The organism is Flavobacterium sp. FlaQc-28 (genome assembly GCF_044007415.1).
In the GTDB taxonomy this organism is placed as follows: Bacteria; Bacteroidota; Bacteroidia; order Flavobacteriales; family Flavobacteriaceae; genus Flavobacterium.
This window is the reverse complement of sequence record NZ_JBIPCM010000003.1, coordinates 44,269-64,802: the sequence shown is the minus strand read 5'-3', so window position 1 is coordinate 64,802 and position 20,534 is coordinate 44,269. Positions and strand designations below refer to the sequence as shown.

At 31.7% G+C, this 20,534-nt stretch carries 19 protein-coding genes; 7 read left to right on the top strand and 12 right to left on the bottom strand.

Annotated elements, in window-relative coordinates:
• Nucleotides 1–177 precede the first annotated feature (177 nt).
• Nucleotides 178–1,347 (top strand): proline dehydrogenase family protein, encoded by a 1,170-nt coding sequence (locus tag ACHRVL_RS09800; protein WP_395412264.1) that lies wholly within the window; start codon nt 178–180, stop codon nt 1,345–1,347.
• A 67-nt stretch (nt 1,348–1,414) separates the two neighbouring features.
• On the opposite strand, the gene ACHRVL_RS09795 is transcribed toward ACHRVL_RS09800, so the two are convergent.
• The 3 genes from ACHRVL_RS09795 to ACHRVL_RS09785 form a co-directional block, all read right to left on the bottom strand.
• Nucleotides 1,415–2,011 (bottom strand): 3'-5' exonuclease, encoded by a 597-nt coding sequence (locus ACHRVL_RS09795; RefSeq protein WP_089055690.1) that lies wholly within the window; start codon nt 2,009–2,011, stop codon nt 1,415–1,417.
• Between the two features lie 2 nt (nt 2,012–2,013).
• Nucleotides 2,014–3,927 (bottom strand): DUF294 nucleotidyltransferase-like domain-containing protein, encoded by a 1,914-nt coding sequence (locus ACHRVL_RS09790; protein WP_395412262.1) that lies wholly within the window; start codon nt 3,925–3,927, stop codon nt 2,014–2,016.
• A gap of 382 nt (nt 3,928–4,309) precedes the next feature.
• Nucleotides 4,310–4,732 (bottom strand): hypothetical protein, encoded by a 423-nt coding sequence (locus ACHRVL_RS09785; protein WP_089055679.1) that lies wholly within the window; start codon nt 4,730–4,732, stop codon nt 4,310–4,312.
• A gap of 117 nt (nt 4,733–4,849) precedes the next feature.
• Here ACHRVL_RS09785 and ACHRVL_RS09780 point away from each other — a divergent pair, with 117 nt between their 5' ends.
• Complete coding sequence (locus ACHRVL_RS09780) at nt 4,850–6,079, top strand: multidrug effflux MFS transporter (RefSeq protein ID WP_395412260.1); 1,230 nt, start codon at nt 4,850–4,852, stop codon at nt 6,077–6,079.
• A gap of 137 nt (nt 6,080–6,216) precedes the next feature.
• On the opposite strand, the gene ACHRVL_RS09775 is transcribed toward ACHRVL_RS09780, so the two are convergent.
• The 4 genes from ACHRVL_RS09775 to ACHRVL_RS09760 all read right to left on the bottom strand — a co-directional run bounded on the left by ACHRVL_RS09775 (nt 6,217) and on the right by ACHRVL_RS09760 (nt 11,282).
• A complete protein-coding gene (locus ACHRVL_RS09775) occupies nt 6,217–7,476 on the bottom strand; it encodes an NAD(P)/FAD-dependent oxidoreductase (RefSeq protein ID WP_089055678.1) in 1,260 nt (419 codons plus the stop codon).
• 84 nt (nt 7,477–7,560) lie between these two features.
• The gene (locus ACHRVL_RS09770) at nt 7,561–8,895 is read right to left on the bottom strand and encodes a DEAD/DEAH box helicase (protein WP_395412258.1); all 1,335 of its coding nucleotides are present in this window, start codon (nt 8,893–8,895) and stop codon (nt 7,561–7,563) included.
• A gap of 205 nt (nt 8,896–9,100) precedes the next feature.
• The gene (locus ACHRVL_RS09765) at nt 9,101–10,639 is read right to left on the bottom strand and encodes a DEAD/DEAH box helicase (RefSeq protein WP_089055676.1); all 1,539 of its coding nucleotides are present in this window, start codon (nt 10,637–10,639) and stop codon (nt 9,101–9,103) included.
• A 109-nt stretch (nt 10,640–10,748) separates the two neighbouring features.
• Nucleotides 10,749–11,282: a DUF6155 family protein gene (locus ACHRVL_RS09760; protein WP_395412256.1), complete on the bottom strand. Its 534-nt coding sequence runs from the start codon at nt 11,280–11,282 to the stop codon at nt 10,749–10,751.
• Between the two features lie 104 nt (nt 11,283–11,386).
• On the opposite strand from ACHRVL_RS09760, the gene ACHRVL_RS09755 reads away from it, so the two are divergent.
• A complete protein-coding gene (locus tag ACHRVL_RS09755; protein WP_089055674.1) occupies nt 11,387–11,674 on the top strand; it encodes a DUF3817 domain-containing protein in 288 nt (95 codons plus the stop codon).
• Entirely contained in the window at nt 11,667–12,926 is a 1,260-nt protein-coding gene (locus tag ACHRVL_RS09750) for a mechanosensitive ion channel family protein (protein ID WP_395412254.1), read from the top strand. Before ACHRVL_RS09755 ends, ACHRVL_RS09750 begins: the two co-directional genes overlap by 8 nt.
• A 77-nt stretch (nt 12,927–13,003) precedes the next feature.
• Here ACHRVL_RS09750 and ettA read toward each other — a convergent pair whose 3' ends face one another.
• The 3 genes from ettA to holA form a co-directional block, all read right to left on the bottom strand.
• On the bottom strand, nt 13,004–14,695 hold the full coding sequence (gene ettA / locus ACHRVL_RS09745) for an energy-dependent translational throttle protein EttA (RefSeq protein ID WP_089055672.1): 1,692 nt from the start codon (nt 14,693–14,695) through the stop codon (nt 13,004–13,006).
• Nucleotides 14,696–14,757: 62 nt separating this feature from the next.
• A complete protein-coding gene (locus tag ACHRVL_RS09740) occupies nt 14,758–14,940 on the bottom strand; it encodes a CAL67264 family membrane protein (protein WP_071637907.1) in 183 nt (60 codons plus the stop codon).
• A 67-nt stretch (nt 14,941–15,007) separates the two neighbouring features.
• Nucleotides 15,008–16,012: a DNA polymerase III subunit delta gene (gene holA / locus ACHRVL_RS09735; protein ID WP_089057835.1), complete on the bottom strand. Its 1,005-nt coding sequence runs from the start codon at nt 16,010–16,012 to the stop codon at nt 15,008–15,010.
• Between the two features lie 98 nt (nt 16,013–16,110).
• On the opposite strand from holA, the gene ACHRVL_RS09730 reads away from it, so the two are divergent.
• The 3 genes from ACHRVL_RS09730 to ACHRVL_RS09720 are packed head-to-tail and all read left to right on the top strand — an operon-like array spanning nt 16,111 to nt 18,473.
• Nucleotides 16,111–16,557 carry a type I restriction enzyme HsdR N-terminal domain-containing protein gene (locus ACHRVL_RS09730; RefSeq protein WP_395412252.1) on the top strand — a complete coding sequence of 149 codons (447 nt, stop codon included), beginning with the start codon at nt 16,111–16,113 and terminating at the stop codon, nt 16,555–16,557.
• A gap of 28 nt (nt 16,558–16,585) precedes the next feature.
• Nucleotides 16,586–17,605, top strand: coding sequence for a glycosyltransferase family 2 protein (locus tag ACHRVL_RS09725; protein WP_395412250.1), 1,020 nt, complete (start codon nt 16,586–16,588; stop codon nt 17,603–17,605).
• A 34-nt stretch (nt 17,606–17,639) separates the two neighbouring features.
• Nucleotides 17,640–18,473, top strand: a complete 834-nt coding sequence (locus ACHRVL_RS09720) for a flagellar motor protein MotB (protein ID WP_129022476.1) — start codon at nt 17,640–17,642, stop codon at nt 18,471–18,473.
• 243 nt (nt 18,474–18,716) lie between these two features.
• On the opposite strand, the gene ACHRVL_RS09715 is transcribed toward ACHRVL_RS09720, so the two are convergent.
• Complete coding sequence (locus ACHRVL_RS09715; RefSeq protein WP_395412248.1) at nt 18,717–19,754, bottom strand: carboxypeptidase-like regulatory domain-containing protein; 1,038 nt, start codon at nt 19,752–19,754, stop codon at nt 18,717–18,719.
• Between the two features lie 80 nt (nt 19,755–19,834).
• On the bottom strand, nt 19,835–20,455 hold the full coding sequence (locus tag ACHRVL_RS09710) for an L-threonylcarbamoyladenylate synthase (protein ID WP_089055666.1): 621 nt from the start codon (nt 20,453–20,455) through the stop codon (nt 19,835–19,837).
• Between the last annotated feature and the right edge of the window lie 79 nt (nt 20,456–20,534).

The following is a 20,534-nucleotide window of genomic DNA, read 5'->3' as shown; positions in this document are numbered from 1 at the left end:
CGACAGTTCTAAAAGAAGAAAATGGACACTTTTATAAATACATATTTCCCTAAAAGTAAATTTTTACCTAAATAATTTGATATTTCTAAGAATGTTATTAACGATACCGAAAAATTTGCCCCTGTTTAGTAAATAATATTCAAAACACTCTTTATATTTGCATAAAAACTAAACTTAATGGAAAAAATATTCGATAACACACAAGTTGCATTTTCACTAAAAAGTGATACTGAACTTGATAGGGCTTATTTTCTTTTTAAAATGATTGACAGTGAGCCTTTAGTAAGAATTGGAACTGCTGTTACTAATTTTGCAATCAAAGCACATCTTCCTGTTGAAGGATTAATCCGTGCTACCGTTTTTGACCATTTTTGCGGTGGTGTAAACGAAGACGATTGTATTACAGTAGTAGATAAAATGTTTACAAAAGGAGTTTCATCTGTACTAGATTACTCTGTTGAAGGAAAAGAAGAGGAGGAGCAGTTTGATGCTGCTTTACAAATGACCTTAAAAACTATTGAATTTGCAAAAGAGCGTTTAGCAATTCCTTTTGCCGTTTTTAAACCAACTGGTTTAGGACGTTTTGAATTATATGAAAAACTAGGAGAAAAACAAACATTGTCTCCAGCAGAGCAAACTGAATGGAATAGAGTAGTAGCTCGTTTTGACCAAGTTTGCAGCGAAGCACATAAAAAAGATGTTGCATTATTAATTGATGGGGAAGAAAGCTGGATGCAAGATGCAGCTGATGATCTAGTAACCGAAATGATGCGCAAATACAATAAAGAGAAAGCAATTGTATTTAATACATTGCAAATGTACCGTTGGGATCGTTTGGACTATTTGAAAAAACTACATGAAATTGCTAAGCAAGAAGGCTTTTTTATTGGAATGAAATTGGTTCGCGGTGCTTACATGGAAAAAGAAAACAAGCGCGCAGAAGAAAAAGGTTATGTTTCGCCAATTTGTGTTTCTAAAGAAGCTACAGATGTGAATTATGACAGCGCTGTACATTATATGTTAGACCATTTAGAAACGATGTCAATTTTTGCAGGTACTCATAACGAGTTAAGTTCTTATAAACTTATGGAAATGATGGCTCAAAGAGGTATTGCAAAAAATGATAACAAAATTTGGTTTGGACAGTTGTACGGAATGAGCGATAATATTAGTTACAACTTAGCCGAGAATGGTTATAATGTTGCTAAATACCTTCCTTTTGGACCTGTAAAAGATGTTATGCCATACTTGATTCGTCGTGCTGAAGAAAATACTTCGGTTGCAGGACAAACAAGCCGTGAATTATCAATGATAAAAGCAGAACGCAAACGCAGAAAAGGAAAATAATCTTCCTTTAAGCACAAAATAAAAAGCCTCTTAAATTTAAGAGGCTTTTTTTATGCTGTTTTTAAAACTATTTTATTCCCAATCGAGACTTCAATTTCAGAAATAAAAGTCCGATTTTATAAGCATCTTCAGCTGAAGAATTTCGATCACTTTTTGGAATTTTGTAAATTTCGCATAGATCATTTAATGAAAACTGCTTGTCGTTAATGTCTGTTAATTTGCGATACATAACATCTACATCTAAAGCTTCATTTTTTAATCTGCCGCAATTTAATCTTTCCAAAGCCGCATTAAGCATTTCTATATCAAAATTGATATGATGCCCCACTAGAATTGCATTTCCAATAAAATTGACAAAAGCTTCAACCGCATCAGGTTCAGGCATTTTCATCATTTTACTTTCAATGATAAACTCATTTGACAGTCCGTTATCCTGCAGAAATTTATACTGAAGTAAAACGGCCTCAAAATTTTCTTTAATTAAAATACTGTCTTCCACAACAGAAAATGCTCCCAAAGACAGAATAACGTCTTTATTTGGATTTAAACCAGATGTTTCAGTTGACAACACTACAAACTTGGAAGGTTTTGTTTCTAATTTAGTCAAGTAATCCTTCCAAAAATCCGGATATTCTTTATTAATATTTTTAAGCCAGTCTAGCATATTTACGAGAATTGTGTAAGTTGAAATTTACTCTTAATAAGTTCCTCAAGGTCTTTCATTGGGGTTAAAGCATTTTTTAACTTTTCTTTGTCTGTTTTAGACATTTCTCTTAGATTAATATATTGTCCAGAATCATCATTCTTTAAACCTTCGACCGTTCTAAACTTTGAAAGTGTTAGAAAAGCTTCAGCACAACTTAAATATATTTCGGCATTTTTAGAATCAGTAATTGCTAATTGTTTGAATCTTAAATAGGTGTTTTTAATTCCTTTTATATTCGCATTCAAAATTAACAAGCGCGCGCCATCAATCAACGGCATTAAAGCACGGGTTTTAATATCAAATTTAGTTTTATGCGGGCCGTCTTCCTCTACAATGAATTTTTTGAAAAAGCTTAAAGGAGAATTTCTCTTTAAGGCATCGTTTCCTAAAAAGTCGAAGAACAAAGTATTGTTTACAGCGTTTTTAAAAATCACATTTTCAATCACTTCTTCAATCTTTGGTTCGCCAAAAACGATCTCATAATCAAAGAAAATCGAACTTAAATCATTGCTGTTTTCACCTGGAGTATTCATCCAGCTGTTGTATTGTTTCGTCCAGTCTGTCAATGACTTACACCAAAGCATATTACTGCCCATATGTCCGTTTGGACAATATTCGTAGCCTACTTTTTCAAGAATAGAAGTGGTTCTTTTTGCGAGTCTTAAAAAATAGTCTTTTACTTCTCTGTATTTTTCAGGAGCTACATCTTCAAAAATCAAGATACTGTCTTGATCTGTTAATAAAAGCTGTTCTTTACGACCTTGACTTCCAATACTTAACCACGCAAATCGAGCAGGAGGTGAGCCTAAATCTAAAATTGATAATTCGACAGCACGTTTTATGATTGCCAAATTAATCTCACTCGCAATATTGCTGATATGAGAAATTGGTATGTTTTTTTGAATTGAATTCTGAATTAAATCAGATAATCGATCACGTATTTGTTTTAAGTCTTTTGGCAGCTGCGAACGCTTAATTTCTTTGATTAAAACACCTGGGTTACTTGCTTGAGCTACAATTAAATCGTGCTCAGAAATAATTCCTTTTACCGCAGATTTACTTGTTCCGTCTTTTGTTACGCATAAATGTGATACATTATGTTTCAACATAAGTAACTGTGCTTCGGCTAAAGAAACGTTTTCAATTACGGTCACAACAGGCGAGGACATAATTTTGTCTATAGTTTCTGATATTGGATAACGGCCAGTTGCAATTTTTGAAGACAAATCAGCATTTGTAACAATACCAATTGGTTTTGTTTTTTCAGTAACCACAATATTATCTACCATAGCTTCCGTCATTAAAATCGCAACATCTTTTACAATATGATGCGCCTCAGTTGTTAACGGCGAGTTATTATAGGCTAGAGATTGTATGTATTGCATTTCTGACTGCTGATCTATATAGCTGTTGTCAGCATCTAATTTTCCATTAGAACGCACATTATCTTTCGTATGTCTTGAATTTATTGCAAAACTTTCCAACAGAAAATTTAAAACGTCAGGATTATTAGCCACAAATGGTCTAAAAACAGCAATTGGAATAGCATAAATTATACTTTCTTCACGCGCTTTTGCAGTCATCATGTAGTTATTTTTGGCAAAAAATGGACGTAAACCAAAAATATCGCCTTCATGACATTTATTTATAATTGTTTCCTCAGCATCAGCAATTGTTGTCAAATTAATGATGCCAGAAGCAACAACATAAAAACTGTCGTGCAATAAATCATTATTTTGAAACAATACAGCATGTTTTTCTAAATTGATAACACGAATATTAGTTGCAATTTCTGATAATTCTTGAAAAGTTAAATTATCAAACGGCGGGTATTCTTTTAAAAAATCTGCAATATGCTCAGCAATTGTATTCATAGAGTTGATATTTTTTTTAAAGTATCTAATGTAAAAATAATAAAATTTAGTTTCACTTTGAACGCATCTTGATTAGAAAGTGATTATTTTAAAGAAATGTTAAGATTTAGCAAATTCAAGGCTTTAAAATGCATTTTGTCATTTCAAAAATATTCTTTTTTGTATAATGACTTTCTAAGGAGTGTACACTATAAGATCGCTAAGATTTGAATATTTACAAAATTTTAATGCAGAAGTGTATTTATGAGATTCTCATGTCTTGAATTTTCTATTTTACATAATATAAATTATAGTTCAAATTATACACCATTAATAAATCAGCCGTAAGAACGGCTGATAATCTAAAAAGCACCACAATTGTGATGCTTTTTACTAATATTGTCTATTGTTTCAATTTCTTCAAATAAACCGACTTACCATTTAAAGAAACGTTTATTTCATTGTTTTTTTCAGAAAAAGTTGTTCTTAAAGCATTTCCTTTAAAAATTGAAACATCGCCATAAACTTTTCCAGTTTCATCAGAAACATACTCAAATGATAATTTTTTATTTCCTGGTTCAATGCCAATTTTATAACTTGAAAATTTTGACGAACTAACGTCAAATTCTTGCTGAGAATCGATTATATTTCCGTCAGCGTAAAAATTTGTAATTGTTTTGTTTAATGTGATATCAGGATAATACTGATTTACTTTTTTTAATAATTCGTACTGTTCAATACTCACATCTTCTTTTTTTGATGTAATTGTTTGTGCAAATGAAACAGCTGTAAAAGCTAGCGATAACAACAAAATATACTTCTTCATAATTACTTAATTTTTAGGATTAATAATGCTTTGTTTTAGATATAAATGTGTTTAATTCTATTACAAGATATGAAATCTTTACCTTTGCAAAAAATTAAACGCCTTTTATTTCAAAAAATGACTACAAAAAAATATATTAAACTCATACTTATTTTAGGTTCTTTAACTGCACTCGGTCCGTTTTCAATCGATATGTATTTACCAGGTTTCTCTGATATTGCAAAAGATTTGAACACAATTGTTGCAAAAGTTTCTATGAGTTTGTCTAGTTATTTTGTTGGAATTTCAGCTGGGCAATTGCTTTACGGGCCATTATTAGATAGATTTGGACGAAAAAAGCCATTATTTATTGGTTTATTAGTCTATATTTTAGCTTCATTAGGCTGTATATATGTGACTAATATTGATTCGTTTATATTTTTACGTTTTGTTCAAGCCATTGGAAGTTGTGCTGCCACTGTTGCATCAGTTGCAATGGTTAGAGATTTATTTCCTGTCAAAGATATTCCTAAAGTTTTTTCGTTATTAATGCTTGTCGTTGGGCTTTCGCCAATGTTAGCACCAACAGTCGGCGGATATGTTACTGAGGATTTTGGCTGGCATACTGTATTTTTGATTTTAATGTTTATGGGAATTTTTATTCTGGCAGCTTCGCAAATTGGTCTGCCAAATACTTATAAACCAGACCCGTCAATATCTTTAAAACCAAAACCCATTATTACCAATTTTCTAAAAGTATTAAAAGAACCACAGTTTTATACTTATGCTTTTACTGGAGCAATCGCTTTTTCTGGATTATTTTCGTATGTAGCAGCCTCTCCTATTATTTTTATGGATATTTACCATGTCGATGCTAAAACTTATGGTTGGATTTTTGCATTTATGTCTGTAAGTTTTATTGGTTCTAGTCAATTAAATTCTATTTTATTGAAGCGATTTTCTAGTGAGCAAATGATCTACGGCGCTTTGATTTCGCAATCTGTGGTAAGCATTGTTTTTCTAATTTTATCTTTAAATAATCTTTTGGGATTATATGAAACTATTGGAATGTTGTTTTTATTCTTGGCTTGTTTAGGAATTTCAAATCCAAATACAGCTGGATTAACTTTGGCTCCGTTTGCAAAAAATACTGGAAGTGCTTCTGCATTAATGGGCGCAATTCAATTAGGAATTGGTGCTTTTGCATCATTTGCGATTGGTGTTTTTGTAAAAGATTCTATTGCGCCAATGGTTGCTATTATGACAACAACAACAATAACAGCTTTTATTGTTCTAAATATTGGAAAACGCTTTATTAAACATAAAGTAGAATTATCTGGAAATGATAATGTGGTGATTGGGCACTAACTTTTTAAATTCCAATACTTAAATTCCAAAAATTTCGTTTACTTATAAAAAAAACAGAATCTAAAAAGATTCTGTTTTTTTATGCTCGTTCCAGTTCTGGAATTTGGAATTTTTAATATTGAGATTATATTTACTTTTTAAGATCTTTTATCAGGTCTAATAATCATTCTAAGTGACTGATCCCTTGCAAAATAAGCAACCATCCAATTCCAGAAAGTATTCAATCTGTTTCTGTATGTGATCAAGGAAATTAAGTGAATAAACAACCAAATTACCCAAGCAAAAAATCCTTTAAAATGCCATTTAGGGCTTGGCAAATCAACTACTGCTTTATTTTTTCCAATAATTGCCATTGACCCCTTGTCTATATAAGCAAATGCTTTTAAAGGTTTATTCTGCGCTATTGCTTTAAAGTTTTTAGCTAGGTTTAACCCTTGTTGTATAGCAACTTGTGCAACTTGCGGGTGCCCGTCAGGAAAGTTTTTATCTCCAGCTAAAATTGCGGTATCACCAATTGCATAAATATTTTCAAAACCATTTACTTTATTGTATTCATTTGTTGCCATACGTCTGCCGCGTCCGTAACTTTCTTGTGGAATTCCGTCAAAAAGTTTTGCAGAAACTCCAGCTGCCCAAATTAAGTTCTTGGTTTGAATCTTTTCTCCATTTTCAAAAAAGACAGTATCATCAACATAATCCGTTACTCGAGTGTGCAATTTTACTACAACTCCTAAATTTGTAAGCGCCTCTAAAGTATCTTTTTGCGAAGCTTTACTCATTGGCGAAAGGAGAGCGTCTCCCCCATCGACTAAATAAACATTGCTGGCAGATGTTTCTAGTTCGGGATATTCTTTTAGCAGAATGTTTTTTCGCATTTCAGCAAACATTCCTGAAACCTCTACTCCTGTTGGTCCTCCTCCTGCAACAACAATGGTTAATAATTTACGGCGTTTACGAATATCTTTTGTAATTGCTGCTTTTTCAAGGTTTTTAAGCAGTGTATTACGCATTTCGATAGCATCATTTAAGGTCTTCATCGGAATGGCATTTTTCATTACATTTTCCATTCCAAAATAACTGGTTTCAGCTCCAGTTGCAAAAACCAAATGATCGTAAGTCAATTCGCCGTTATTAAGTATAATTTTATTCTCAGCAGGAACTACTGAAAGTAATTCGCCTAAACGGAACTGCAGGTTTTTTTTTCCTGCAAAAAATTTTCTAAAAGGATAACTAATGCTTGAAGGTTCTAAAAATGCTGTAGCAACTTGATATATCAGCGGCGGGAAAAAGTTATAATTGTTTTTATCTACAAGAGTAACCTGTATTTGAGGGTGGTTTACAAGTTCCTTTGCTAGATTGATTCCTGCAAAACCACCTCCTATGATGACTATCTTCATATTATATGTTGTTATTAAGTAGGATTATAGAATAATACCTTATAAATATACAACTTTAATATGCAATGATAAATGTCATGCTTGTTACTTTTTGAATTTTTTAACAGGTTTTTCAACTACATCGATTTTGTTTTGAAGAACATAATTGGCTAACAACTTTTCTATCAATTCTTCTTTGGTAAGATGATGGAAAACTGTTTTAACTTTTGTTTTTAGATCATTTGAAATATCATGATTTGGTTTGGTTTTGAAGATTTGTTTTGCCCATAAAAGCGTATTATTTTCTTCAATACTTAATGCTGAAGGCTTTTTGAACTCAGAAAACTTCAATCCCAGTTCTCTTTCAAAATCGGCAATTTCTGCAACTTCTTCTTCCTGTAAAACGGTTAAAGAAAGTCCCTTTGCTCCTGCTCTCGCTGTTCTTCCGCTTCTATGAACATAAGTTTCGTAAGCATCTGGTAAATGGTAATTTACAACATAAGAAATCTCTTTCACGTCAATTCCTCTTGCTGCTAAATCGGTCGCTACTAATATATTGATATGTCCTTCACGAAACTGCTCCATAATTCTGTCACGAATTCCCTGCGATAAACTCCCGTGAATTGCTCCAGAAGAGAAACGATTTATTGCTAGATTTTTAGCTAATTTATTGACGGCAGCTTTAGTTTTACAGAAGATAATACCGCGTTCACCATCTTTTGAATTAAGAAAATGCATTAAAACATCTAATTTTTCAATTGGATCTACTACAATATATTCATGATCAATACCTTGGTTTCCAATTACTTCCATACTAGCACTTACCTGAACTACATTTTTGTTTAAGTAATTCTGAATCAACTGCTTAATTGTTCCCGGCAAAGTAGCTGAGAATAATAAAGTACGGTGCTTTTTAGGAAGCTCAGCAACGATTTCATCTAAACTTTCTTTTAGAATCGAAACCATTTCATCGGCTTCATCCAAAACTAAATATTGAGTTTGTTTTAAATCAACTGCTTTTCTTTGAATTAAATCAATTAAACGTCCAGGTGTTGCCACAACAATATGTGTTGGCGAAGTAAGACGCTCGATTTGAGGTTTTATAGGAATTCCACCGCAAGTTGCTGCAATTGAAATATTTGGAATATGTTTTGAGAAATCTTCTAAATTTCTAAAAATCTGATGACCAAGCTCTCTTGTCGGTACCAGAATAACAGCTTGAACAACTGGTAATTCAGTATCAATTAATTGTAATAAAGGCAATCCGAAAGCAGCCGTTTTTCCGGTTCCTGTTTTGGCTAAACCTACAACATCATGGGATTCAGTCAATAAAAGCGGAATTGTTTTTTGTTGTATTTCTGTAGGTTCAACAATGTTTAATTCGCCTAAAGCTTTTAAAATTGGTGCTGATAGACCTAATGTTGAGAATTGTTTAGACATGATTTATCTTTGTTTGTTTTGTTTTTATTTGTTTCAAGTTTCAGGTTACTTTCAAAACTTAAAAATAAGTTTTATTAATTCGAAAAGGAGAAATCACAATAGAATGAATTACTCTGAAATGTGATTTCTCCTTTTAAGATCATTATTTTGTTTAGATTCCAATAACTTGAAACATGAAATCTGAAACAAATAGAACTTCAAATTATCAATCTGGTTCGTTCATGATTTTTTCACGATATTTTTTACCTACTAATAAGGTCAATCTCTGCTTGTAATCATCAAGAAGCCATTCGCGGTAGTTTTTACTGCATTGGCTTAAACATTTTGCATAACGCTTAATACGACACTCAATATCGTCATCTAATTCTTTAGACAATGATTTTGCTTCTTGAAGTGTCTCTGTATTATCGACACACATTGCTGCATGTTGATCTAATGATTTGTCTAATACAATTTTAGAACGTAAGTTTTGTTTTATCGCCAATTTATGCTCTTCATCTACATCAAAAGTGACTTCGGCAGTTTTGCTGAATTTTGCTCTTAACTCGGGCGGCATCGTGTATTTAAAAAACATTTCGATCTCAGTATCGTCTCTTAGATTTTCAAGATAAAATTCTGGAGATTTAAAAATGTGCTGCCAGTTTACTGGTTCGCTCCATAATCCAAAACGAGCCGCATTGTTACCTAAATCAATAACTGTAAATTCGTCTTTACCAGGTAATTTACGAGATCCGCGACCAATCATCTGATAGTATAAAGTTAATGATTTTGTCGCTCTGTTTAGAATAATAGTTTCAACTGTAGGTTCATCAAATCCAGTTGTCAAAATTCCAACCGAAGTTAAAATAGCATCCGGAGTTTTCTTAAACCACTGCAAAATATCTTTACGTTCTTCAGAACTGCTCGTGTTGTCTAAGTGTCTAATATCATAACCTGCTTCTCTAAATGTTTCATATACATATAAAGAAGTGTGGATACCATTATTAAAAATCAACGTTTTTTTTCCTAAAGAGCGTTCTGTATAGGCATGCAGTAATTTCTCCTGCATTAAAGTATTTGTATATAAATCATCAGATGATTTTACGGTATAATCACCATTTATACCAACTTTAAGCGAAGTTAAACCAACATCATAACTATAAGTTGTTGCTCTAGCCAAAAATCCTTGATCAATCAATGAACCAATTGTATCACCTACAATAAGTTCATCATAACTTTGATGCATTGGTAATTTTATATTCGAACTCAAAGGCGTTGCTGTTACTCCAAGAATAAAAGCATTTTTAAATGAGTTTAATAATTTTCTAAATGAGTTGTAATGCGCTTCATCAATAATAACCAAACCAATATTATCAAGATGCAGTTTTTCATCGTTGATACGGTTTTTTAAAGTTTCAACCATCGCCACAAAACATGAAAAATCGTTTTGATCAGGCAGTTCCTTTACTTTACTGTTAATAATTTTATTGCTTACACCAAAACCTTTCAACATTTTTGAGGTTTGTTTACAAAGTTCAATACGGTGTGTTAGTACCACTACTTTTTTATCATTATTAGATAAATAGCGACGAACGATTTCAGAAAAAATCACAGTTTTTCCACCGCCTGTAGGCAATTGATATAATAAATGATGTTTTGAAGGAGCATTATCTAGACGTTCAAAAATGGCATCGATATCGCCTTTTTGGTATGCATAAAGTTCTTTTTTCTCTTCTCTTTCTATTTCTAAAGTGTTTTGAGACATTGTTTATTTTTGGATTTTTGCAAAAATACACCGAAAAAACAGTTATTCATCTTATTTTAACCTAAAATAAATGTTTTTTTATAAATAAGATTTTTTATGGGAATGCATTTTAAAGGCTTAATTTGTCTAAAATAGCTTCAAAATCGTACTTATTTCTCCATTTTTGTTCTAAAACTATTTCATTTATTCCTTCAATTCTTGTTTTAAATTCTGCTAAAATTCCATTCGAAATTATAAAGTTAACAGCTTGTTCAAATGAATTTAACATGCTTTTGTAAAACAATTCTTGCTTCACAAAGTTTTGAGAAGAATAAGTTTGTGCAATTTCGATATTATACAACATTATATCTGCTGTAATAAATGGATCAACACCAAGCATAATAAAATGTTTGATAATTTTTTGAGCTACAGAACGACGCAATTTTGCTTTTGGATACCGTTTTGTACCTGCTTTTTTTACAGGAAAATATTCCTGCGAAATTTTAACCTTAGATTCTTGTAAAAGCTTGTCTTCTTTTGGATTAAAAACAAAATCATAATACACTTTTATAGGGCTGAATTTTTCATACAACTCCATAAGCTGCTCCTCAAGTTGTTCTTTACTCAATTCGGTTAAATATTTTTTTAAATCACGCTTACTCATTATCAAAGTTTAAGATTGTAAAAGTAAATTACTTTATTGATACATAACTCAAAAACCAACCAGAATCCTTAATTTTGCTGCTATAATTTCAAAAAAACAAATATATGCTCAAGATTTTTAAAGTTACTGCGATTTTAGAGGGAATCTCTTATTTAGTATTGTTTGCTAATATGCTTTTTATTAAAACTAACAACCCAGAACTATATCATACTTTATTACGCCCGTTAGGAATGACACATGGTGTTTTATTTATTGGCTACATTATATTAGCAGTATTGTTGAGAAAATCTCAAAATTGGGATTTTAAAACCTTTTTAATTATTCTTGTTGCATCATTAATTCCTTTTGGAACATTCTATATTGAGAAAAAGTATTTAGAAAGTAATGCATAAATTTTTGGATAAAATATTTAATTTTTTATATCCGCTTTTTAGAGATTGGGGGATGAACCGCAATGTTGCGTCATACATCAGCCTGATTTTTAATATTGCCGTTATGATAGCTTTGGCTTACGCCATTTATTATGCCGCAAAATTTGTTCTGGTTACTTTAACTGCTGTTTTTGCACAGCGTACAAAAACAAAATTTGATGATTATTTAATTCATAACAAAACAACCAAATACACCGCCTATTTAATTCCATTTTTCTTTATTTATAAAGCTGTTCCAATTATTTTGGATAAGTACGAATATTGGGAATTGATGTTTGGAAAAATAGTCGGAATTTATATTGTTTTGATTAGTTTATGGATTATCAGAACTATTTTTAATGCGCTTCGTGATTATTTAAAGCAAAAACCAGAATACAGCGACAAACCAATTGACAGTTTTGTTCAGGTTATTATGATCGTGCTTTGGATTTTTGGTGTTGCCATGATTATTTCGACTTTATTCGGAATTAAGAAAGGCGAATTGCTGACTATTCTAGGAACACTTTCGGCAATTATTATTTTAATTTTTAGAGATACGATTTTAGGATTTGTTTCAAGTGTTCAGGTTGCTATTAACGACATGGTTCGTATTGGCGACTGGATTACAATGGATAAGTTTGGTGCAGATGGTGATGTTATCGAAATTAATTTGACAACTGTAAAAGTTCGAAATTTTGACAATACAATAACAACGATTCCAACGTATGCTTTGAGTTCAGATTCTTTTCAGAACTGGCGCGGAATGCAAAAATCTGACGGAAGACGTATAAAAAGACACGTTTTGATAAAAAGCAGCAGTATTCGCTTTTTGAATAATGATGATCTGAATCATATGAAAAAAGTACAGCTGATAAGTTCTTATATCGAAACAAGGCAAGCTGAAATTGAGAAGTATAACGACCTTAGAGGAATAGATAAATCTCTCGCCCTTAACGGTCGTAATATGACTAACTTAGGTTTATTTAGAAAATACATTATGCAGTATCTTGTAACACATCCAGGATTGAATAAGGATATGCATATTATGTGTAGACAATTGCAATCTAGTGCTCATGGCGTGCCATTAGAAATCTATGCGTTTTCGAGTGATAAACGCTGGGCAAATTACGAATACATTATGTCTGATATTTTTGACCACATTATGGCTTCGGTTATTTATTTTGATCTTGAAATATTTGAACTGCCGTCGCAGATTGGTCATTTAGACAGATAATTACTCTAATAAAAATAGACATTAAAAAAGCCTCAAATTCAATTGAAATTGAGGCTTTTTACATTCTTAGATAATTATTATCTAATTAATTTTCTGTATTTCAAACGTTTTGGAGTTAAATCACCGCCAAGACGTTTCTTTTTATTCTCTTCATAATCAGAGAAACTTCCTTCGAAGAAATATACTTCAGAATCTCCTTCAAAAGCTAAAATGTGTGTACAAATTCTGTCTAAGAACCATCTGTCGTGAGAAATAATTACCGCACAACCAGCAAAATTCTCTAAACCTTCTTCAAGAGCTCGAAGTGTATTTACGTCAAGGTCATTCGTAGGCTCATCCAGTAAAAGTACGTTCCCTTCTTCTTTTAAAGTCATTGCTAAGTGTAAACGGTTACGCTCACCACCTGATAACATTGAGACTTTTTTGTTTTGCTCACCACCGCCAAAATTGAAACGAGATAAATAAGCTCTTGAATTAACCTGCTTTCCTCCCATCATAATCAATTCCTGACCATCAGCAAAGTTCTCCCAAATAGATTTATTCGGATCGATGTTTGAGTGAGATTGATCTACGTAAGCGATTTTTACAGTATCACCAACAGAAAATTCTCCACTATCTGTCGCTTGTTCTCCCATAATCATTTTAAAAATGGTCGATTTACCAGCACCATTTGGTCCAATAATTCCAACAATACCAGCTTGCGGCAAAGTAAAGTTCAAATTATCATATAATAATTTATCTCCAAAAGCTTTGGCAACATTCTTAGCTTCGATAACATTCGTACCTAAACGAGGACCATTTGGAATGTAGATTTCCAAGTTTTCATCCAATTGTTTTTGGTCTTCATTTAATAATTTATCGTAATTCTGTAAACGTGCTTTTTGTTTGGTTTGACGTCCTTTTGCACCTTGACGAACCCATTCTAACTCACGCTCTAACGTTTTTCTGCGTTTAGAAGCTACTTTTTCTTCTTGAGCCATACGGTTTGATTTTTGATCTAACCAAGAAGAATAATTTCCTTTCCATGGAATACCTTCTCCTCTATCCAACTCAAGAATCCAACCAGCAACATTATCAAGGAAATAACGGTCGTGCGTTACAGCAATAACAGTTCCTGAATATTGTGCTAAATGCTGCTCTAACCAAAGTACAGACTCAGCATCAAGGTGGTTGGTTGGCTCATCTAATAGTAATACATCTGGTTGTTGCAGCAACAAACGACATAAAGCTACACGACGACGCTCACCTCCTGAAAGGTTTTTAATTGGCGTATCACCTTCCGGCGTACGTAACGCATCCATTGCGATTTCTAATTTAGTATCGATCTCCCAAGCACCAAGAGCATCAATTTTATCTTGTAAAGCTGCCTGACGATCCATCAATTTATCCATTTTATCTGGATCTGAGTAGTTCTCTTCAAGACCAAATAAATCATTAATTTGATTGTATTCTTCTAAAACAGCCATCGTTTCAGCAGCTCCTTCACGAACAATTTCGATAACAGTTTTAGAATCATCAAGGATTGGCTCTTGCTCTAAATAACCTACTGTATAACCAGGCTGAAAAACTACATCTCCTTGATAGTTTTTATCAACTCCTGCAATAATTTTTAAAAGAGAAGATTTTCCAGAACCATTAAGTCCTAAAATACCAATTTTAGCTCCGTAAAAGAAACTCAAATAAATGTTTTTAAGTACCGGTTTGTCTGCTCCTTGATAGGTTTTACTCAATTTTTGCATTGAGAAAATTACTTTCTTATCGTCTGACATTCTATTTATTTTTAATTATTTATTTTCTATGATTTTAAACAGCAATTATATTGCAAACACTCTTAAACTCTGCCTTTTAATGCATTAAAAACCCAAGCATTGGCAAAAAAACCAACACCTGCTGCAGCAAATCCCCAGCCTGAAACATCTCTGTATCTAAAAGCGCCAAGACCTATAAGCAACAATCCCATAAGTACCATTATAAAAGTAGCCCATCCTAAAACGGTATTTTTATTCATTCCCATAATTGTGTAATTATTATTTTTAAGTAGTATTTTTTTTAGAAAGGCAAATATCGTGAATTTTAACGGCTTAATTAAATATTTTATACAGCATTTCTTTTAACAAATCTGACTGTGGTAAAGCATTTGCTCCAACTCCTTTACTTTTTACATCAATATCACGCAATGCACCAACAATTTGACTTACTTTTCGCATTGGATAATTTTTTACAGCTAAATCATATTCCTTTAAAAAATAAGGATTTACACCAATAGCGGCCGCTACATTTTTAGGATTTTTATCTTTAAGTCCGTGGTATTTTAAAAGCTGAATAAAAAATCCAAAAACCAATCCTGTAGTCATAACTAATGGATATTCCTTTGGGTTATGCGCAAAATTTTCGGCAATTTTATAGGCTTTTAACTGATTGCGTTCTCCAATGGCTTTTCGAAGTTCAAAAACGTTATAATCTTTACTAAAACCAATATTTTCTTCAATATGTTGAGGCGTAATCATAGTTCCTTGCGGCAAAATAATCTGCAGTTTTTCTAACTCATTATTTATTTTACTCAAATCAGTTCCTAAAAACTCAACAAGCATTGCATTTGCTTTTGGGTCAATAGTATATTTTTTTCCTGCAAGAATACGTTTTATCCAATCTCCAACTTGATTTTCGTACAATTTTTTACTCTCGAAAACAATTCCGTTTTGAGCTAAAAGTTTTGTTACTTTTTTTCGCTTATCAAGAGTTTTGTATTTATAACAAAAAACCAAAACCGTAGTTTCCATCGGATTATTAACATACGATTCTATTTTGTCAATTGTTCTAGATAAATCCTGTGCTTCTTTTACAATAACAACCTGACGATCAGCCATCATAGGATAGCGCTTGGCCGTTGAAACAATATCTTCTACAGAAACATCTCTTCCGTATAAAACAGTTTGATTAAATCCTCTCTCTTCTTCAGCCAGTACATTTTGTTCTATATATTCAGACAGCTTATCTATATAATAAGGTTCTTCACCCATTAAAAAGTAAATAGGCTTTATATTCCCTGCCTTGATATCATTAACAATTTTTATAACTTCGTCCATTCAATATTTTTTGTTTCAAGTTTCAAGTTTCAAACTTCTCGTCTCAATAACTTGCAACTTTAAATTTGAAACCTGAAACTATTTTATATTTTTGCTTTATGTTAAAGCTAAATTTCCCTACTTATACTTTCCGATTCAAAAATAGCGAAAATAAAGTGTCTATTTTTGATGAAATCAGGAAAAAATTTATCATTCTTACTCCAGAAGAATGGGTTCGTCAGCATGTAGTTCATTATTTAATGAACGAGAAAAAATATCCAAAATCACTTATAAACGTAGAGAAAGTTTTAACAGTCAATGGTTTGCGAAAAAGATATGATGTAGTCGTTTTTAATTCAGACGGAACTATACATATATTAGTAGAGTGCAAAGCTCCTGAGGTTAAGATATCACAAACAACTTTTGATCAAATTGCACGTTACAATATGACAATGCAGGCACGGTTTTTGAATGTAACAAACGGACTGAGTCATTTTTATTGTCAAATGGATTTTGAAAATGAAAAATATCAGTTTTTAAGAGGTTTGCCAAATTACGGCGAATAAATAATATTAAAATAAATAAAAATTACTTTTGGATAAAATAGCTGTTGTCATTTTAAACTGGAACGGAGTAAAATTGTTAGAGCAATTTTTGCCATCTGTTTTACAGTATTCAGAAGGGGCCTCTATTTATGTAGCAGATAATGCTTCGACGGATGATTCTATTGATTTCGTAAAGAAAAATTTCCCAACGATACAAATTGTACAAAATAGCGGCAACCATGGTTTTGCAAAGGGTTATAATGATGCGCTTCAGCATATAGATGCAGAAATTTATGCATTAGTAAATTCTGATATTGAAGTAACCGAGAACTGGCTGCAGCCAATAATTAAAACTTTCGAAAAAGAAAAACAAACCGCTATAATTCAGCCTAAAATTCTTGATTTCAAGAACAAAGAATACTTTGAATATGCCGGAGCAGCAGGAGGTTTTATTGATAAATATGGGTTTCCTTTTTGCAGAGGAAGGATTTTTGATACCATAGAAAAAGACAATGGTCAATACGATGACAATTGCGAATTATTCTGGGCTTCAGGTGCTTGCTTTTTTATTAGAAAGAAAGTATATCATGAATTAGGCGGTTTTGATGAGACATTTTTCGCTCATCAAGAAGAAATCGACTTATGCTGGCGCGCCGCAAATGAAGGACACATAATAAAGTACAATTCAAAATCTGTAGTATATCACGTTGGCGGCGCTACATTACAGCAAGGAAATCCGAAGAAAACTTTTTTGAATTTTAGAAATTCCTTATTAATGCTGGTTAAAAACCTGCCTAAAAAAGGGTTGTTTTTCGTGATTTTCTTTAGAATGGTTTTAGACGGAATTGCGGGTATCCGTTTTCTTACACAAGGTAAGTTCAAACATACTTTCGCCATTATAAAAGCACATTTTTCATTTTATTGCATATCTTTAAAGTATCTAAAACACCGCAAGGATTTTCAAATACAACAATACTATACCGTAAAAAGTATCGTTTACTTGTATTACATAAAGAAATTACTGGTTTTTAAAGAAATCTTTAACAGTAATCAAAATATTAAAAACTAAATTTGTAATCAACGTTTAATTAAATATAATACCTATGAGAAAAATAGTTATCGCACTATCAGTATTAATGGCCTTAACTTCGTGTGTATCGAAAAAGCAATACGCAGCATTAGAAGCTAAGAACAAAGAAACTCAAGACTTATTAAACTCTTGTACTGTTAAGTTAAATTCTTGCCTAGAAGAAAAAGCAGCATTAGCAGCTACAGCTGAAAGCTATAAACAACACAATCAAGACTTAATCAGTACTTCTAAAGACTTAACTGTTTTAACTACTAAAGGAGCTGAAAACCTTGAAAAATCTTTAGAAAGCTTGAAAGAAAAAGACTTAAAAATCTCTAGACTTCAAGACGCACTTACTAAAAAAGACAGTGTAACTTTAGCTTTAGTAACAAGCTTGAAAGGTGCTGTTGGAATCAATGATCCAGATATTGAAATTAATGTAGAAAAAGGAGTTGTATTTATTTCTATCGCTGACAAATTGTTATTTAAAAGCGGAAGCTACGACGTAACAGACAAAGCAAAAACTGTTTTGGCTAAAGTTGCAAAAGTAGTAAACGACAAACCTGATTTTGAATGTATGGTTGAAGGTCATACTGACAATGTACCATACAAAAGCAACGGAATTTTGTTAGACAACTGGGATTTAAGTGTTAAACGTTCAACTTCTATTGTACGTGTATTAACAAACGATCTTGGTGTTAACCCTGCAAAATTAATTGCTGCTGGTAGAAGTTCTTATATTCCTTTAGTATCTAATGATACTCCAGATGATAGAGCTCGTAACAGAAGAACTCGTATTGTTGTTATGCCAAAAATCGATCAGTTCTATGACATGATTGAAAAAGAAATGAAAAAACAAGCAAAATAATTTAAAGTAACATACTTTATTATACAGAAAAAGCAGGTCAATTGACCTGCTTTTATGTATCCCTAATTTTTTTAATAACCAATTAAATATAAATCAAGAATAGCATTATTTTTAAATTAACTAACTAAATTATAACTTTATTAAAGTTAGTTATTTATTTTAAACTTTTATACTATTTAAGTTTTTTTTTACAAATACCCCTCTTCACATTTCTTTGCACAAGATAATAAAAAAATATAAAACTTATTTTATACCATAATTTAAAGGCAGCATATCTCCCACTTTTTTCTCAGAGATTTTTCCTGAAAATAGTATACTTTCAATATTAGAGTTATTTCCGTATTTATAAATATAAAAACTATCTGTTTGAAAAGTAATTTTAGATTCTTCATGTCTATTGTAAGCAATATTATAAGAAGCTACAACATCTTTTAAATTATCGTTTTTAACTTCGCCTTTTGGCTGCGGAAGTATTTCTACTTTTACATAATCTTCCTCTTCAATGATTTTAAATCTTTTAAGTGGATCGACACTGTGATCATCATTCAATAAAATAAACTTTTTGATTCCCCACTCTTTTTTAGCGAAGTTTCTAAAAAACTGAATTTGCGATCCTTGAAATGTCTTCTCTCTTCGTTCTAAAGTTGCAGCCGAGTTATCAATTTCTTCAAATTTACTTACTCCACCATAAAAATTCTTTATAACATCTTTAGAGTTTATACTCAATTTATTAAATGCAATTTCAAACACAACCAACTCAAAATCTATTTTATAGCCTAAAAATGCGTTTACAATAGTCAAAGGTTTATTTGAAGTGGCTGTAAAAATTAAATTATCCTTATCATATTTAAACTGAAGATCACTTTCATTTTGTATTATTGATGATTTTCCATTTGCTGTTTTTCCTAAAAAATACTCTCTGAATAATTTTAATTTTTGTGCTCTTGTAAATAATTCATTTTTAGTAATAACAACTTCTTTGAGTGCGTTTTCTGAAACTGTCATAACAATATTCAGCGGCTTCGCGACATCTAAACCAGTAAGATATTCAGTTTGATATCCCATAGAACTTATCACAACAATATTATTTGCATTAGGTTCGTATTTTATGGCAAAATTTCCATTAGCATCAGAAATAGTCGAAATAGTCGTTCCGTCTAAATAAATATTGACACCATCGAGCGGAACATTGTCCTTGTTAGAAATTTTTCCTTTCAAAATGTTTTGCGAAAACAGAGTAACAGTAAAGAACAAAAAGAAAAGCAAACAAAGATTTTTCATAAAACAGAAATGGTTTAGTTAAATTACAAGCTAATTAACCACAAAATTTTACAATAACCTAAAGAATCAATAAAATACTCCTACAAAATATCGATATCTCCTTTTCCTTCTCTAACAATAACCGGCTCATGTTCTGATAAGTCAATAATAGTTGAACCTACATTATCTCCATAACCACCATCAATTACCAAATCTACAATGTTTTGCCATTTTTCAAAAATTAACTCAGGATCAGTAGTATACTCAATTACATCATCTTCATCTCGAATAGAAGTTGAAACCACAGGATTCCCTAACTGACGAACAATTTCTAAAATAATATTATTGTCAGGAACACGAATACCAACAGTAGTTTTCTTTTTAAACTCTTTAGGCAAATTATTATTCCCTGGCAAAATAAATGTATAAGGTCCTGGTAAAGCCCTTTTTAGTATTTTAAAAGTCGATGTATTAATTTGACGTACATAATCTGATAAATTACTTAAATCATGACAGATAAAAGAAAAATTTGCTTTCTCTAATTTAACACCTTTAATTTTTGCAATTTTTTCTAAAGCACGTGAATTGGTAATATCACAACCTAAACCATAAACAGTATCTGTTGGATAAATTACCAAACCTCCATTTTGAAGCACTTTTACAACCTTTGCAATCGCAGCTTCACTAGGTTTATCTGGGTATATTTTTATAAATTCTGCCATAATATTTTTGTTTCAAGTTTTTTTGTTTCAAGTTTCAAGTTTGCGCTCCAAAACTTGAAACTTTAAACCTGAAACTTGA